We start from the raw sequence: 15,819 nt of genomic DNA on the forward strand, positions 1-15,819 counted from the left end.
GGCGGCCCGATAGCGCGCACGCTGGTCCTGGTGATGGCCCTGCTCGGCCTGTCACTGGCCGGCGCCGGGGCGCTCACCTCGGCCCAGGCGGCCGGCGGCGGTGCCTTCGGCGGCACACCGGCGGCCGTCCCGGGCACGGTCGAGGCCGCGAACTACGACACCGGCGGCGAGGGCGTCGCCTACCACGTGCTCTCCACGAACGGCAGCGCCAACGGCTACCGCGCCGACGGGGTGGACCTGGAGGCCACCGCGGACGGGCAGGGCACCAGCGCGCCCGGCGGCGCGTACGACATGGGCTGGACCACGCCGGGCCAGTGGTTCACGTACACCGTCGACGCGGCCGCCGCGGGGAACTACACGATCGGCTTCCGGCTGGCCTCGCCGTACGGGATCACCGACGCGCTGCACGTCGCCGACTCCTCCGGCGCCGACCTGACCGGCAAGGTCGCCGCCCCCAACACCGGCGGCTACGAGACATGGACCACGGTCACCGTCGACGTCACCCTGCCGGCCGGCCGGCAGACGCTCACCGTCGACCAGGACACCAACGGCTGGAACTTCCACGCCATGACCTTCACCCAGGGCGGCGGCGGAGGCAGCGGCGGCACCGGAGGGACCGCCCCCACCACGTACTGCGGCACCGACGACCTCGCCCTGGACCAGCCGACCACCGCCTCCTCGACGCAGGACGCGACCGCCTACCCGGCGACGGGCGCCACCGACGGCAATCCCGGCACCCGGTGGTCCAGCGCCGCCGCCGACCCGCAGTGGCTGGAGGTCGACCTCGGCTCCGCCCAGCAGATCTGCGGCGCGGACCTGCTGTGGGAAGCCGCGTACGCCACCGCGTACCAGGTCCAGGTCTCCGGCAACGGCACCGACTGGACGCCGGTGTACTCCACGACGACCGGGGACGGCGGCACCGACGCGCTGGCGTTCTCCACCACCTCCCGCTACATCCGGGTCTACGCGACGGCTCGCGGCACCCAGTTCGGTGACTCGATCTTCGAGTTCGAGGTCTACGGCCTGACCACGACCCCGCCGGTCACCGGCGGCAACGGCGACGGCGGCAACGGGACCTGCCCGTGGGTGGGCTCCACCGCGCCGGTCGCCCAGCGGGTGCAGCAGGTGCTGGACACCATGAACCGCTCCGAGGAGGTCACGCTGCTGTCCGGAGACGGCAGTTCGTCGTACATCGGCCAGGTCGGGGGCATCCCGGACCTGTGCATCCCGGCGCTGAACCTGGAGGACGGCCCGTCCGGGGTCGGTGACGGCAACGGCGGTGTGACGGCCTTCCCCGACGGCGAGAACGCCGCCGCGACCTGGGACCCGGCGCTGATCCAGCAGGAGGGCGCGGCCAAGGGCGCGGAGTTCGCCGGCAAGGGCGCGAACGTCGCGCTCGGCCCGACGACGAACCTGGTGCGCGACCCGCGCTGGGGCCGGACCTACGAGACCTACGGCGAGGACCCGTACCTGGCCGGCCAGGTCACCTCGGCGGAGGTCGAGGGGCTCCAGAGCCAGGGGGTGATGGCCGAGGTCAAACACGCCGCCGCCTACGACCAGGAGCAGTACCCGGGCGGCGGGAACAACGAGACGGTCAGTCAGAAGGCGCTCGAGGAACTGTACCTGGCGCCCTTCCAGGCCGCGGCCGAGCAGTCCGCGCCGGGCTCGATGATGTGCTCGTACGCCGTGGTCAACGGCGCGCCTTCGTGCGCGAGCGCGCAGATGCTCCTGCGCGGGCTCGACCAGCAGGCGGACTACGGCGGCTTCGTCGTCTCCGACTGGGGGGCCGCGGGCAACGCCGTCGCGGACGCCCAGGGCGGCATGGACGTGGCGATGCCGTTCTCCGACGCGAGCGACGTCTCCGCCGCGCTCACCGCCGGGACGCTGAAGCAGGCGACCGTGAACGCCGTGGTGGCCCGCATCCTGACCCAGATGTTCGCCTTCGGCCTGTTCGACAACCCGCCGTCCGGGTCGCTCTCCGCCACCGTCACCACGCAGGCGCACCAGCAGACCGCGCTGAAGCTCGGTGAGGAGGGCACCGTGCTGCTGAAGAACAACGGGCTGCTGCCGCTGAACCCGGACATGACCGGGTCCGTCGCGGTCATCGGCACCGACGGCGGCGCCGCGGTCGAACTCGCCGGCGGCGGCAGCGGCGGGGTCACCAGCGCCAACACCGTCTGGCCGCTGACCGGCGTGCAGGACGCGGTGGGCCCGAACGTCAAGGTCACCTACACCGCCGGTGACGACAACGGCACCGCCGACATCCAGCAGGCGGTCGACGCGGCCAAAGCCGCCACCGACGCGATCGTCTACGTCAGCGCCCCGGAGGGCGAGGAGAGCGACCTGTCCACGCTCGACCTGTCCAGTACGGACGAGACGATGATCAACGACGTGGCCGCGGCGAACCCGAACACCGTCGTGGTGGTCAACAGCGGTTCGCCGGTGGTCATGCCGTGGCTGGACAAGGTCGCCGGCGTGTTCGAGAACTGGTACGGCGGAGGGGAGACCGGCGCCGCCACGGCCGCGCTGATCTTCGGCGCCGCCGACCCGTCGGGCAAGCTGCCGGTCACCTTCCCCAGCAGCCTGAGCCAGGTCCCGGCGCAGACCACCGCGCAGTGGCCGGGCACCCCGACCGGGCCGGTCTACAGCGAGGGCGTGCACATCGGCTACCGCTGGTATCAGTCGCAGAACATCACGCCCGCCTTCCCGTTCGGCTTCGGGCTGTCGTACACGAAGTTCTCCTTCTCCGACCTGAGCGTGGGGGCCTTCGACGCCGACGGCAGGGCCACGGTGACCGCGAAGATCACCAACACCGGGTCGGTGGCGGGCGCGGACGTGGCGCAGTTGTACGTCGGCGACCCGGCGGCGAGCCAGGACCCGCCGGAGCAACTGGCAGGCTTCCAGCGGGTGTCGCTGGACCCGGGGCAGAGCGCCACGGTCGCCTTCCCGCTCACCGTCCACGACCTGGCGTCCTGGTCGGCGGCGGACAACCAGTGGGAGGCGGCCGCGGGCACGTACGCGATCAAGGTCGGGGACTCCTCCGCCAGCCTGCCGCTGTCCGGCTCGACCGGCCTGGCGCACACCCTGACCGGGCAGGTCGCCGCCGGTGCCTCGGCGGCCGGCGTGTCGCCGGCCAACACGGCCGTCAGCGCGAACGTCACCGCGAACTCGGGGGTGGCGGGCGCCGAGACGGTCGGCGTGGTCAATCCGCACGGCTACAGCAGCCCGAAGGGCAGGGCGGCGTCGTTCACCGTGCAGGCGGCCGACTCCGACACCACGCAGCCGCTCACCTTCACCGCGACCGGGCTGCCGCCCGGCATCGGTATCGCGTCGAACGGCACCGTCTCCGGCTCGGGCACCGCCACCGGGACCTACACGGTGACCGTGACGGCCAAGGACCCGAGAGGAGTGTCCGGTTCGGCCACCTTCGTGTGGTCCGTCACGCAGTGAGCGCGCCCGCCCTGCTCCGATGCCGATGACGGCGCGGTCGGCGTCCCGCCGGCCGCGGGCCGCGGCGGACGTGCGGCGGCGGACGTGCGGCGGTGCCGCCGGGCCGATCGGCCCGGCGGCACCGCCGGTGAGGGGCCGGGATCAGGCGGTCCCGGCCCGGTCGCGGGTCAGATGTTCCAGACCTGGAACTCGGAGAGCTGACCGGCCGGCCAGCCGGTGTTCGCCGTGAAGTTCAGCCGGAAGTAGCGCTGGCTGGTCGCGGGGAACGTCAGGGTGACGGTGTTGGCCGCGGTCGGGTTGAAGCTGTAACTCGCCGACGCCTTGAGGGTGGTGAAGGTGGAGCCGTCGGTGCTGCCGCTCAGCGACAGGGTCTGGCTGCGGGCCGCCCAGCCCGCGGGGAGCTGGAGCACCACCCGGCTGGCGCTCTGCGCGGAGCCGAGGTCGACCTGGACCCACTGGGGGAAGGCGTTGTTGGCGCTCTCCCAGTAGCTGTCCTGGCTGCCGTCCGTCACGTTCGACGAGGGGTAGACGTCGGTGTGGCTGGACTCGGTGGTCGCCTTGTGCAGGGCCAGGTCGGCGCTGACGGTGGCGGTCCCGGTGCCGGACAGCGCGACGGTGGTCGGGCCGGCGGAGGCGTCACCGGTGACGGTGAGGGTGCCGGTGCGGCTCCCGGTGGTGCTGGGCGTGAAAGTGACGCTCACCGTGCAACTGGCCTTGGCTGCCAGCGAGGTGCCGCAGGTGTTGGTCTGTGCGAAGTCGCCCGAGGCGGTGATCGAGGAGATCGGCGCCGCCGCGGAGCCGTTGTTGGTGAGGGTGACGGACTGCGCGGTGCTGGTGATGCCCGGGGCGACGCTGCCGAAGTCCAGCGAGGTCGGGCTGGCGGCGAGGGTCGCGGAGGAGGGCGGGGTGGTGGTGCCGCTGCCGCTGGGGAAGACCTCCAGGTCGGAGAGTTGGGCCGCGCTCCAGCCGGTGTTGGCGGTAATGTTGATCCGGACGTAGCGGGCGGTGGCGGCGTCGAAGGTGAGGGTGACCGTGTTGCCGGTGGCCGGGTCGAAGGTGTGCGCGGCCGAGGCCACCAGGGTGGAGAAGGTGGAGCCGTCCGTGGAGCCCTGCACGGACAGGGTCTGGCTGCGGGTGGCCCACGCGGTGGCCGGCGGCAGCTTCAGGACGACCTTGCCGACGGAGAAGTTCGAGCCGAGGTCGACCTGCGCCCACTGCGGGAACGCGTCGGCGACGCTCTCCCAGTACGTCGAGGTGTCGGCGTCGGTGATGTTCCCCGCGACGTAGGGGGAGTTGCTGCTGCTGGCGGTGGCGGTCCTGCCGGCGGCGATGTTCGTGCCGCTGTCGATGCCGGTGCCGCTCAGGGCGACGGTGGTCGGGCTGTTGTTGGCGTTGCTGGTCACGGTCAGGGTGCCGGTGCGGGCGCCGCCGGTGGTGGGCTTGAAGGTGACGTTGACGGTGCAGGACGCGCCGACCGCGACGGTGGCGCAGTTGTTGGTCTGCGCGAAGTCGCCGGTGGCCGAGACGCCGGAGACGGTCGCGGCGGTGGTGCCGGAGTTGGTGACGGTGACCGCCTGGGCGGCGGAGGTGGCGCCGACCACGGCCGCGGCGAAGGAGAGTCCGCCCGGGGCGGCGGCGAGCACCGGGCCGGGCGCGGTGCCGGTGCCGGACAGGGCGACGGTGCTGGTGACGCCGCCGGCGTTGACGGTCAGCGAGCCGGTGCGTGAACCGGTCGCGGTCGGGCTGAACTTGACGCTGACCGTGCACGAGCCGCCGGCGGCGATGGAGCTGCCGCAGGTGTTGGTCTGCGCGAAGTCGCCGGTGGCACTGATCGAGGAGACGGCCGCGGCGGAGCCGGTCGGGTTGGAGACGGTGACGGACTGCGCGGCGCTGGTGCCGCCGGTGGCGACCGAGCCGAAGGACAGCGCGCTCGGGCTGGCGGTCACCCCGGAGGCCGGGTAGGGCGGGAAGACCGGGGTCGGCCAGGGTCCGCAGAGCGGGGTGCCGTCGATACCGGAGTTGCCGCCGCCGTCGGTGACCGCGAAGTTCCCGCCCTCGCAGCTGTAGACCGGCGAGGACGCGCCGACCCCGGTCGCGGTGACGTTGGTGAACTTCGCGGCGCCGCCGGTCTGCTCCTGGAGCGCGAAGGTGCCCGTGCCCGCGATCGTCACATTGCTCAGGTTGACCCCGCTCACCGTGCCCTCGACCCACTGCACGGCCTCGTACGGGCTCTGCTCGATCAGGGCGTTGGAGACGTTGATCGGGCCGGTGATGGCGCCCTGGCTGCCGTCGAACCACAGGGCGCCGACGCCGAACTGCCAGTTCGGGTCGAGGCTGCCGTCACGTATCAGGGTGTTGCCGCTGATGGTGGTGGTGCCCACCGGGGTGGAGGTGAAGCGCTGCCCGACGTGGATGCCGCCGCCCTGGGCCAGGCCGGTGTCCTGCACGAGGTTGCCGCTGACGGTGTTGTCGTGGCCGCCGTAGATCGCGATGCCGTTGGCCAGGATCTGCAACTGGACGGTGTTGCCGGAGATCGTGTCGTTGGCGTCCGCGCCCAGCGAGGAGTCCGCCCAGGTGGCGATGCCGTCGTCGCCGGTGTTGCGGATGTCGCTGCCGCTCACCGAGGAGTTGGTCACCCCGCCGTGGAAGTTGATGCCGTCGGCGGTGGTGTCGCGGATGCGCATCCCGCTGAAGGCCAGCTTGTCCATCGGGCCGTCCATCCAGGCGCCGACCTTCAGGTGGTCGATCCACAGATCGGCGACCGAGGAGTTGCTCATCGCGCCGCCGATCCCGTTGACCTGCGCGCTGTCGTCCCGCTCCTGCACGTCGCCGAAGATCGCGAAGTCCTTCAGGTGCACGTTGGTGCTCGGCGACGGCGCGGAGTTGCCGTAGAAGCCGGGCGCCGCACCGGTGACGGTGGAGTACCACATGCCGGCGCCCGCGACCGTCACGTTGTTGACGCTGATGTGCCCGGGCACCTTGAACGTGCCCGGCGGAATCCACACCGTGCCGCCGGAACCCGCGGCGCTGATCGCCGCGTTGAAGGCGGCGGTGGAGTCCGCGGCGCCGCTGGCGTCGGCGCCCTCGCTGGTGACGGAGACGGAGCCGGCCGGCTGGGTGAGCGCCGCGCCGACCTGCTCGAAGTCGGCGAAGTCCAGCGTGTAGGAGGACGCGGTGTCGCCCGAGTCCACCTGGAACTTGAAGGTGGTGCCGGCCGGGTAGGTCGTGGTGAACAGCCGGTGGGCCTCGTCGTAGAAGTGGTGCGGGTTGCTGCCCGGGGTGTTGGTGAACGGGTAGCTGCCGTAGTACCAGGAGTACGCGTTCGTCAGCGTGAAGTCCGGCTGCTTGGTGCCGTTCACGTACAGCGACAGCGGCGCGGTGTAGACCGAGCCGCCGGCGCTGTCCGGGATGCTGTAGCGGAAGTCGATCGAGTTGGTGGCGACCGGCGTGGTGAACGTGACGTACTTGCCGGTGCCCTGGAGCGTCACCGCCTTGCGGTAGGACGCCTCGTCGGCCAGCTGTCCCTGGGCGTAACTCGGGCCGATCACGGTGCCGTTGGTGGCGGAGTTCTCCGCCTGCACCTCGGTGTAGGGGAGGTTGGCGCCGCTGCCGCCGGTGGCGGCCGCGGCGGTGGCCGCCGCCGCCGGCTGGAGGGCGAGGCCGAGTACGCCGCCCGCGGTGAGCACCGAGAGGGTGCCTGCGACCGCGACCGCGCGTCTGAGACTGCGCAACCGTCTGAACACGTCTTGCTCCTTTCGACACTGCCGCAACGCGAGGGACCGTAACGGCTGCGACACATCGCCGCAATATCCAGATCCTCTTTCGTTGAATACCGACTTTTTCTTGCAAGATTTAGTGTGATCATTTGAGCGCCCGCGGCGCGCGGCAGCGGGGTGCGCGCCGGGCGCACCGGGAAGGCGACAGGCGGGTGCCGGGCGCGTTTCCGCGGCTTGCGCGCGGTCACCATCACGTGAAAACGGGCAGGCCGCAGCGGTGCGCGCCATTGACAGGCCACCCGCCCAGTGATTGTCATGGACGCAGGTCGGGACACGTCCTGACCACCTGTTCCCGCTGTTCCCGCGGCCCGAGAAGGAGGAGGTCGGTTCGCACCGTGGCACCCGAAGCCGCCGACGCGGCACCGGTCCACCGGCCGTACGCGCACCCCGCCGCCCTGCCCCCGCGGACCGGCGGCGGCCCGCTGCGGCGCCCGTGGACCGCGCCCACCGGGCGCGAGGCGCTGCTGGAGGAGGCGTGGCAACACCTGGGCCGGGAGGGCGGGTTGCTGCTGCACGGGCCGGCCGGCATCGGCAAGTCCGTGGTGCTCGACGCGCTCGCCGCGCGCGCCGCCGACGCCGGCGCCACCGTCCTGCGCTGCTCCCCCGCGCCCGCCGACACCCCCCTGCCCTACCTGGGCGTCATCGACCTGTTCGCGCGGGTACCGGAGGACGTGGTGCGGGCGCTGCCGTCCGCGCCGCGCACCGCGCTGCGCACCGCGCTGCTGCGCGAGCACGGCCCGGTCGGGCCGTACGGCGGGCTCGCGGTGCGGCTGGCGGTGCTGGAGGCGCTGCGGCGGCTGGCCGTGCGCGCGCCGGTGGTGCTGGTGGTCGACGGGTTGCAGTGGCTGGACCGGCCCAGCGCGGAGGTGCTGGCGTTCGCCGCACGGCGCTTCGACGGCGCGGACGTGCGGATCGCCGCGACCGAGCGGGTGGCCGAGGACGCGCTGCCCGCGCGCGCCGACTGCTGCCCGGCCGGCAGCGCCCAGGTCGCGGTGCCCGCGCTGGGCGACGACGACGTCACGCTGCTGCTGCTCGCCGCCGGGGTGACCCTGCCGCCGTCGGTGCTGCGCGCGGTGCTGCACGCGGCGGCCGGAAACCCGCTGTACGCGCTGGCGTTGGGCGCCGGCGCGCTGCGCGCCGGCGCCCCGTCGCCGGCCGACGGGCACCTGCCGGTGCCCCCGCAGCTGCGCGCCCTGGTGCTGGAGCAGGTGCGCGCCCTGCCCGAGCCGGTCCGCGCGGTGCTGCTGCTGGCCGCCTCCGCCACCCGCCCCACGCTCGCGCTGCTGCGCTCGGCGGCCGGCACCGAGGCCACCGCGGCGGCGCTGGAGGCCGCCGAACGGTGCGGTGTCGCGTCCTGCGACCCCTCCGGCGCGGTGCGGTTCGGCCACCCGCTGCTGCCGGCCGCGCTGTGCGCCGACGCCGCCGGCCCCGCCCGCCGCCGCGCCCACGCGCTGCTGGCCGACGCCGTCGGCGAACCCGTGGCCGCGGCCCGCCACTTGGCGCTGGCCCACCCGCAGGCGGACGAGGCGACCGCCCGCCGGGTGATGGCCGCCGCGTACACCGCGCGCGAGCGCGGCGACGCCGCCACCGCAGCGGAGCTGGCCGCGCTCGCCGCCGGCCGCACCCCGGCCGACCGCACCGGGCCGCACGACCAGCGACTGCTGGCCGCCGCCGGGTTCGCCTGCGACGCCGGGCACCGCGAGGAGTCCGAGCGGATCGCGCAGCGCGTGCTGGACACCTCCGCCTCCGCGCCCGGCCGGGTCGCGGCCCGGCTGGTGCTGCTGCGCAACGCCGGCCAGGCGCTGCGCGACAAGGCGGCGCTGATCACGGACGGGCTGCGGGAGGCGGCCGGGGACCGGGCCCTGGAGGCGAAGCTGTACGACTGGGCGGCCCTGCGCGGCCTGCTGTGCGGGGAGTTGGCGCAGGCGGCCGAGCACGCGCTCCTCGCGGCCGGGCGCGCCGCGGCCGTCGGCGACACCGGCACGGAGGTGGACGCGCTGTCCACGCTCGCCCGGGTGCGCTCGCTGACCGGTGAACCGGCCGCCGCCGAGGCCGCGTTGGACCAGGCGCTGGCCCGCGCCGACCACGGGCCGCGCAGTTGGGGCATCCAGCGGATGCGGGCGATCCTCACCCTCGACTCCGACCGGGTCGCCGCCGCCCGGGAGCAGGTGCTGGCGCTGCTGGACGCCACCGGTGGCGCGGCCGACGTGGAGCAGGACGTGGCGTCGCTGGTCGCGCTCACCCGGGTCCAGGTGCGGGCCGGGGAGTGCCGCGAGGCGCTGCGCACCGCGGCGCACTGCGCCCAGGTGGTCGCCGACGCGGGGCTGACGTCCGCGCCCGCGCTCTACGCGGCGGCGCTCGCCGAGACGTTCGGCGGGGACACCGACCACGCGTGCCGCCTCGCGGTCGACGCGGTGGCCGCCTCGCAGGCCGACGGCGACCAGCTGTTCCTGCTGCGGGCGCTGGCGGCGCTGGGGCAGGCCGCGCTCTTCGCGGGCGACCGGCGGCGGGCCGCGCAGGCGGTGGAGTCGCTGCGCCGGGCGCTGGAGATCGGCGCGGCGATGGGCGCGGTGGACCCGCCGCTGCTGGGCTGGCACGCCGACCTCGCCGAGGCGCTGGTGACCGCGGGTGAGACGAACGCGGCGGCGGCCGTGGTCGGGCAGGCCCGCGCGCGGGTGACGGGTGCGGTGCCCGGCAGTGTGCTGGCGGCGCTGGAGCGCACCGAGGGGCTGCTGGCGGCGGCGACCGGGCACGCGAAGGAGGGGGTGGAGCGCTTGCGTTCATCTGTGCAGCGGCTGCGCGGGTCGGAGCTGCCGGTGGAGCTGGTCCGTACGCTGACCGCGCTCGGCACGGTGGAGCGCCGGGCCCGGCACCGTACGGCGGCGCGGGCCGCGCTCGCCGAGGCGCTGGAGCTGGCCGAGGCGGTCGGCGCGGCGCCGCTGGCCGCCCGCGCGGGCGACGAACTGGCCCGGGTGGACGCGGTGGTGCGCGGCGCCGCCACCCCGGCGGGCCTGACCCCCGCGGAGGCGCGGGTCGCCGACCTCGTGCGCGGCGGCGCCACCAACCGCGAGGTGGCCGCGGAGCTGTTCATCAGCGTGAAGACCGTGGAGGGCACCCTCTCGCGGCTGTACCGCAAGTTCGGCGTCCGGTCGAGGACGGAACTGGCCCATGTGATGGCGTCCGCGGGTCCGCGCCCCGCCTGACGCGCCGTAAGTCCGGCCCGCCCGCCCGACCCGCCTGCCCGAAGTGCCCTCCCGACGTGCCCGGTCGGCCGCGACCTGCCCAACCGCCGTAGTCCTCCGCCGTGTTCGCGCACCCACACCCCGCGGACCCCCACATCTCGGGCACACTCCGGCCACTATTTCCCCACGTCCGCCACAGGAAACACATCGTTAACAGTCGTCGCAAGGGTTCCCACGCTTATGCGGCCGTCCCGGCCGCACCTAGCGTGGTGGGCGTCCCGAACCGGACACCATCCCCCCTCCTGGAGGATCTTCGTGACGCTCCGTCTGAAACTGCTGGTCGCCGCCGCGACGCCGGCGCTGCTGGCCGCGGCGATCCCGGCCGCGTACGCCGCCGCCCCGCAAGCGGACTCGGCCCGCACCTCCCTGTCCGGCGACGTGGTGCCGGGCCTGTCCTCGCACGCGGTCCGCACCGGTGACGTCGCGGCCGGAAAGCAGATATCCGTCGCGGTGAGCCTCACGGCCCGCAACGAGGCCGGGCTGGACGCCTTCGTCGCCAAGGTCAGCGACCCCCACTCGTCGTCCTACGGGCACTACCTGACGAAGGCCCAGTTCGCCGCCGCGTACGGCCGCAGCGACGCCGACGTGCAGAAGGTCACCGACTACCTGCGCGGCCAGGGCCTGAAGGTCGGCAAGGTGCACTCCGGCAACCTGCTGGTCGACGCGACCGGCACCGCCGCCCAGGTGAAGAAGGCGTTCGGCACCTCGCTGTCGAACTACAAGGACAGCGCCACCGGCCGCACCTTCTACGCCAACACCGCCGCGCCCTCGGTGCCCTCGTCGATCGCCTCGATCGTCGGCGACGTCTCCGGCCTGAACAACCGCGCCCTGCTGCACCACCAGGCGGCGCAGGTCACCCCGCACAACGGCCCCGGCGGCGGCTACACCCCGGCGCAGATCAAGGGCGGCTACAACGTCTCCGGCGCCACCGGCAGCGGCCAGAAGGTCGCGCTGCTGGAGTTCGACGGCTTCCAGCAGTCCAACATCACCAAGTACGACAGCTACTACGGCCTCAGCTCCACCGCGCCCACCGTGAGCAAGGTGGACGGCGGCTCCGGCTCGCTCGGCGACGGGCAGGTCGAGGTCGAACTCGACATCGAGGTGCTCAACGCCGTCGCCCCGGCCGCGAACATCACCGTCTTCGAGGGCCCGAACTCCGACGCGGGCGAGGTCGACACCTACCAGGCGATCGTCGACAGCGGCATCCCCGTCACCTCGATCAGCTGGGGCGCCGCCGAGTCGCAGCGCACCAGCTCCAACATCAGCGCCGTGGACGCCGTCTTCAAGCAGGGCGCGGCCGAGGGCCTGGGCTTCTTCGCCGCCTCCGGTGACGACGGCTCCGACGACGCGGGCAACGGCGGCAAGTCCGTCGACTACCCGGCGTCCGACCCGTACGTGACGGGCGTCGGCGGCACCACGCTGACGGTCACCTCGGCGAACGCCTGGAGCAAGGAGACCGCCTGGTCCGGCGGCGGCGGTGGCGTGTCCACCAAGTTCACCATCCCGAGCTGGCAGACCTCGGTCCAGCAGAGCGCGGGCGGCGGCAAGCGCCAGGTGCCGGACGTCTCGGCGCTGGCCAACCCGAGCCCGGGCGTGTCCATCTACTCGCAGGGCAGCTGGGGCCAGGTCGGCGGCACCAGCGCGGCCGCGCCCGAGTGGGCGGCGTTCGCGGCGCTGTACAACCAGCAGGCCGCCGCGGCCGGCAAGCCGAACCTCGGCTTCGCCAACCCCTCGCTCTACACCGCGGCCGGCACCGGCTTCCACGACATCACCAGTGGCAGCAACGGCGCCTTCTCCGCCGCCAAGGGCTGGGACTTCGTGACCGGCTGGGGCTCCTACAACGCGGGCACCCTCGCCTCCACGCTGCTGGCCCAGTGAGGTGACGGCCTGCGGGCCGTGACCGCGCACCGCGGCCCGGACGGGACTTCCCGTCCGGGCCGCTCACGTGGTTCGGCGCCGCTCACGTGGCTCGGCGCCGGGCGCGCTACCGCTTGCGGCCGATCGCGGCGTAGACCGGGGTGCGGTCGCTGCCGGCCGGCTCCGGCCACGGCATCGGCACCGCCAGCTCCGGGTGCCAGCGTGGCGCGACCACCAGGCCGGGCGCCACCAGTTCGAAGCCGTCGAAGAAGCGCGCCACCTCGTCGTAGGACCGCACCTGCGCCGGGGTGCCGCCGGCCCGGTAGACCCGCACCACCCCGTCGCCGCCCTCGGCGTCGAAGTCGCCGGTGACCTGGCTGATCGCGAGATAACTGCCGGGCGCGAGCGCGTCGGTGAGGGTCTTGACGATGCCGTGCGGGTCGAACTCGTCGGAGATGAAGTGCAGCAGCGCCACCATCGTCATCGCGACCGGCCGGCTCAGGTCCAGGTGCGCCCGGGCGGCGTCGAGGATCTTCTCCGGCTCCCGGACGTCGGCGTGCACGTAGGAGATCCGGCCCTCGGGGTCCTGCGCGGCGAGGTTCTCGGTGTAGCGCAGCACCGTCTTGCTGAAGTCCGTGCACAGGATGCGCGCTTCGGGCCGGGCCGCCTGGACCACCTGGTGGTAGTTGGGCTCGGTGGGGATGCCGGTGCCCACGTCGATGAACTGGTCGACGCCCGTGTGCTCGCCGAAGTACCGGGCCATGCGCAGCAGCAGCATCCGGTTGATCCGGGCCGCCTCCTTGATCCCCGGGTAGGCGCGTTCGGCCGCGTCCACCCGCTCCCGGTCGGTCTCGAAGTTGTCCTTGCCGCCGAGGATGTAGTCGTACATGCGGGCCGGGCTGGGCACGTGCGCCTCGTCGCCGGTGGCGGGGCCGCCTTCGGTCGCCGGTTCGTTCACTGTCGTCTCCCGGGAGGTGTCGGTACGGTCCGGCGCGGTGCGGGGCCGGTGCGGGGGCCGGTCACGGGGCGTCCGGGCGGACCAGGAAGTCCGCCCGGCCGTCCTTGGCCGCGGCCACGAACTGAGCCACCGCCGCAGCCGGGAAGATCAGTGCCGGCCCGCCGGGGTCGGTGGACTGCCGGACCGCGACGCGGCGGCCGGGTATCAGCTTGACCTCCACGCAGGCCTCGCCGTTGGTGCCGCTCCACGGGCGGGTCCAGCCCTCGGCCCCCAGGGCGGCGGGGGCGCTGTCGACGTGTGTCGGGTTCATCGCAGGTACTCCTTGCGCAGGGCCTCCAGGAAGCCCTTGGTGCGTCGCCTTGCCAGTGCTCCGGTCATCAGGTGCTCGAACGTCGAGCGGTACAGCTCGACGTCGGCCGTCTCGTCCCGGTACGCGGTGCCGCGCAGGCTGTCGACACACGCGATGTCCGGGAAGTCCGGGATCGGGAAGCGGAAGAGCGTGAACGGCCCGAACGCGCCCCGGTGCAGGCCCGCTTCGAAGGCGTGCACCTGGAGCGCCACGTTGGGCAGGTCCGCCGTCCGCAGCAGCCACTCGATCTGCTCGGCCATCACCGCGCTGCTGCCGGCCGGGCGGCGCAGCGCGGTCTCGTCGATCACCGCCCACAGGAACGGCGGGCCGTCCGCGCGGGTCAGCACGCGCTGCCGCTGGAGCCGCAGCGCGACCCGGCGGCGCACCGCCTCGTCGGAGTCGCCCGGGAAGCCGAGCCGGATCACCGCCTCGCAGTAGGCCGGGGTCTGCAACAGGCCCGGCACCACCTGCGGTTCGTAGGCGCGGATCTGGGCGGCGGCGCTCTCCAGGCTGACGTACACGCCGAAGCGGACCGGCAGGACGTCGCGGAAGTCCTGCCACCAGCCGTACTCGTTGGCCTTGTCGACCAGCGCGAGGAACTCCACGGCCTCCGCGCCGGTCACGCCGTACAGCTCCAACAGGGCTTTGACGGTGGTGTAGTTGAGGGACGTCCTGGCGCCCTCCAGGCGGGTGACGGTGGACTGGGCCACGCGGATGCGCTCCCCCGCCTGCGCCGCCGACAGCCCGGCCCGCTCGCGCAGGTCCCGCAGCCTGCGGCCGAGCGAGATCTGCAACACCGTGGGCGCGGCACGACGTTCACTCACCGCGATGCGCTCCCCCTCGAATCCCCCTCGAAAACGTACGCCCGGCCGGACCGGCTCGCGGCGGCCACCTCGCAGTCTGCCACGCCCGGCCCCGCCAGGCACCCCGCATCATGCACTTTGCCCCTTGCGGAGTGATCGGACGCACGCGCATAGTGAAGCCGTGACCTTTGCTGTGACGGTTCCTCAGGCGGCCACGCGCGGACCGCGCGACGCGCGGGAGCCGGCGCCTGGCCGACAGGCGGCGGTGACGCCGTGACAGCGGGGCACGACTCCCACAGCGATCCGGAGACACCATGATCCCCACCGTCCGCCCCGACGTGCAGAAGACCGTCGAGGAGCACCTCGAACCGGTCCCGGGGGTGCGCGGCGCCCTGGTGGTCACCGCCGACGGGGAGGCGCTGGGCGCGTACGGACTGGACGGCAAGCGCGTCGAGTACTGGGCCGCGATGGCCGCCACGATGATGGGCGTCGCACGGCGCGCGGCCGAGCACGCCGACGGCGGCGCCATCCGCACGCTGGTGCTGGACATGGCCGACGGGCGGATCGTACTCGCCGGGACCGGCGCGGACAGCGTGCTGCTGGTGATCGCCGGACCGCAGTGCCGGCTCGAGCCGGAGGGCGCCGAACTGACCAAGCTCGGCGCGGAGTTGGCCGCGATCCTGCGGGCGGAGCCCGGCACGGCCGCGGACGGCGGCTCAGGCGCCCCGTCATGACGGACCCGGGCGCGCCCGCCGGGCCCGGCGCGCCCAGGGTGCCCGGCCCGCGCAGGGCCGCCACCCCGGCGGCGCTGCACGACCTCGCGCCGGGCTGGGCGCAGCGGCTCGCGGCGTGCGTCGGACGCGCCGGGCGGGTCCGCGTCTACGCCCTGACGGTCTTCCCGCGGGTGCTGTGGACGGCCGGCTACGCCCACGCGCTGCGCATCGCCCACCACCTGCCGGCCGACCGCTTCACGCCGCAGGCCCGGGTGCCCGAGGGGGTGCCGGTCACCGCGATCCTCGACGAGATGGTGCTGTGCCACCTGTGGAACGTCGCGCTGGCCCCGGCGGTGGCCGCCGACCAACTCGACCATGTGCTGGGGCTCGTGGCCCGCGGCACCCTCACGGTCCGGCTGGTGGGCATGCACGCCCAGCCCACCGACGCCCCGCTGCTCACCGAACTCGTCCGGGCGGGCGGGCGGCACCGGCTCTTCGCCGAGGAGTTCGGCGACTTCTCCGGGGTCCGCTACCGCGCTGCCGCCTCCCCCGGGCCGTATCCGGGCCTGCTCGACACCGCGGAGAGCCGTGCGATGCCGCCCGCGGCCAGCCTCGCCGTCCTTCAGGCGGCCCGCCGCCAGGCCGTCCGGGCCCGCGCCGCGTCGTAGGGC

The 15,819-nt window shown here is 73.9% G+C and carries 9 protein-coding genes; 5 read left to right on the forward strand and 4 right to left on the reverse strand.

Features of this window, described 5'->3' with window-relative positions; translation table 11 throughout:
- The first annotated feature begins 33 nt into the window (after positions 1-33).
- Positions 34-3,450: a glycoside hydrolase family 3 C-terminal domain-containing protein gene (locus WA788_RS13190; protein ID WP_335976928.1), complete on the forward strand. Its 3,417-nt coding sequence runs from the start codon at positions 34-36 to the stop codon at positions 3,448-3,450.
- A gap of 167 nt (positions 3,451-3,617) precedes the next feature.
- Here WA788_RS13190 and WA788_RS13195 read toward each other — a convergent pair whose 3' ends face one another.
- Positions 3,618-7,193, reverse strand: a complete 3,576-nt coding sequence (locus tag WA788_RS13195) for a choice-of-anchor D domain-containing protein (protein ID WP_335976595.1) — start codon at positions 7,191-7,193, stop codon at positions 3,618-3,620.
- A gap of 368 nt (positions 7,194-7,561) precedes the next feature.
- Between WA788_RS13195 and WA788_RS13200 the strand changes: the two genes are divergently transcribed.
- Both WA788_RS13200 and WA788_RS13205 read left to right on the forward strand, forming a co-directional pair.
- Entirely contained in the window at positions 7,562-10,429 is a 2,868-nt protein-coding gene (locus WA788_RS13200; protein WP_335976597.1) for a helix-turn-helix transcriptional regulator, read from the forward strand.
- A 294-nt stretch (positions 10,430-10,723) separates the two neighbouring features.
- On the forward strand, positions 10,724-12,346 hold the full coding sequence (locus tag WA788_RS13205; protein WP_335976599.1) for a S53 family peptidase: 1,623 nt from the start codon (positions 10,724-10,726) through the stop codon (positions 12,344-12,346).
- 106 nt (positions 12,347-12,452) lie between these two features.
- Here WA788_RS13205 and WA788_RS13210 read toward each other — a convergent pair whose 3' ends face one another.
- The 3 genes from WA788_RS13210 to WA788_RS13220 all read right to left on the reverse strand — a co-directional run bounded on the left by WA788_RS13210 (position 12,453) and on the right by WA788_RS13220 (position 14,456).
- Positions 12,453-13,283, reverse strand: coding sequence for an SAM-dependent methyltransferase (locus WA788_RS13210; protein WP_335976602.1), 831 nt, complete (start codon positions 13,281-13,283; stop codon positions 12,453-12,455).
- A gap of 61 nt (positions 13,284-13,344) precedes the next feature.
- Positions 13,345-13,593: a DUF397 domain-containing protein gene (locus WA788_RS13215; RefSeq protein WP_335976605.1), complete on the reverse strand. Its 249-nt coding sequence runs from the start codon at positions 13,591-13,593 to the stop codon at positions 13,345-13,347.
- Entirely contained in the window at positions 13,590-14,456 is an 867-nt protein-coding gene (locus WA788_RS13220) for a helix-turn-helix domain-containing protein (RefSeq protein WP_335976608.1), read from the reverse strand. The genes WA788_RS13215 and WA788_RS13220 overlap by 4 nt, the downstream gene beginning before the upstream one ends.
- 293 nt (positions 14,457-14,749) lie before the next feature.
- Between WA788_RS13220 and WA788_RS13225 the strand changes: the two genes are divergently transcribed.
- Both WA788_RS13225 and WA788_RS13230 read left to right on the forward strand, forming a co-directional pair.
- Complete coding sequence (locus WA788_RS13225; protein ID WP_335976611.1) at positions 14,750-15,169, forward strand: roadblock/LC7 domain-containing protein; 420 nt, start codon at positions 14,750-14,752, stop codon at positions 15,167-15,169.
- Complete coding sequence (locus WA788_RS13230; RefSeq protein WP_335976613.1) at positions 15,166-15,816, forward strand: Scr1 family TA system antitoxin-like transcriptional regulator; 651 nt, start codon at positions 15,166-15,168, stop codon at positions 15,814-15,816. The genes WA788_RS13225 and WA788_RS13230 overlap by 4 nt, the downstream gene beginning before the upstream one ends.
- Positions 15,817-15,819: the final 3 nt, after the last annotated feature.

Source organism: Streptomyces sp. CA2R106 (assembly GCF_037034245.1).
Taxonomy (GTDB): domain Bacteria; phylum Actinomycetota; class Actinomycetes; order Streptomycetales; family Streptomycetaceae; genus Actinacidiphila.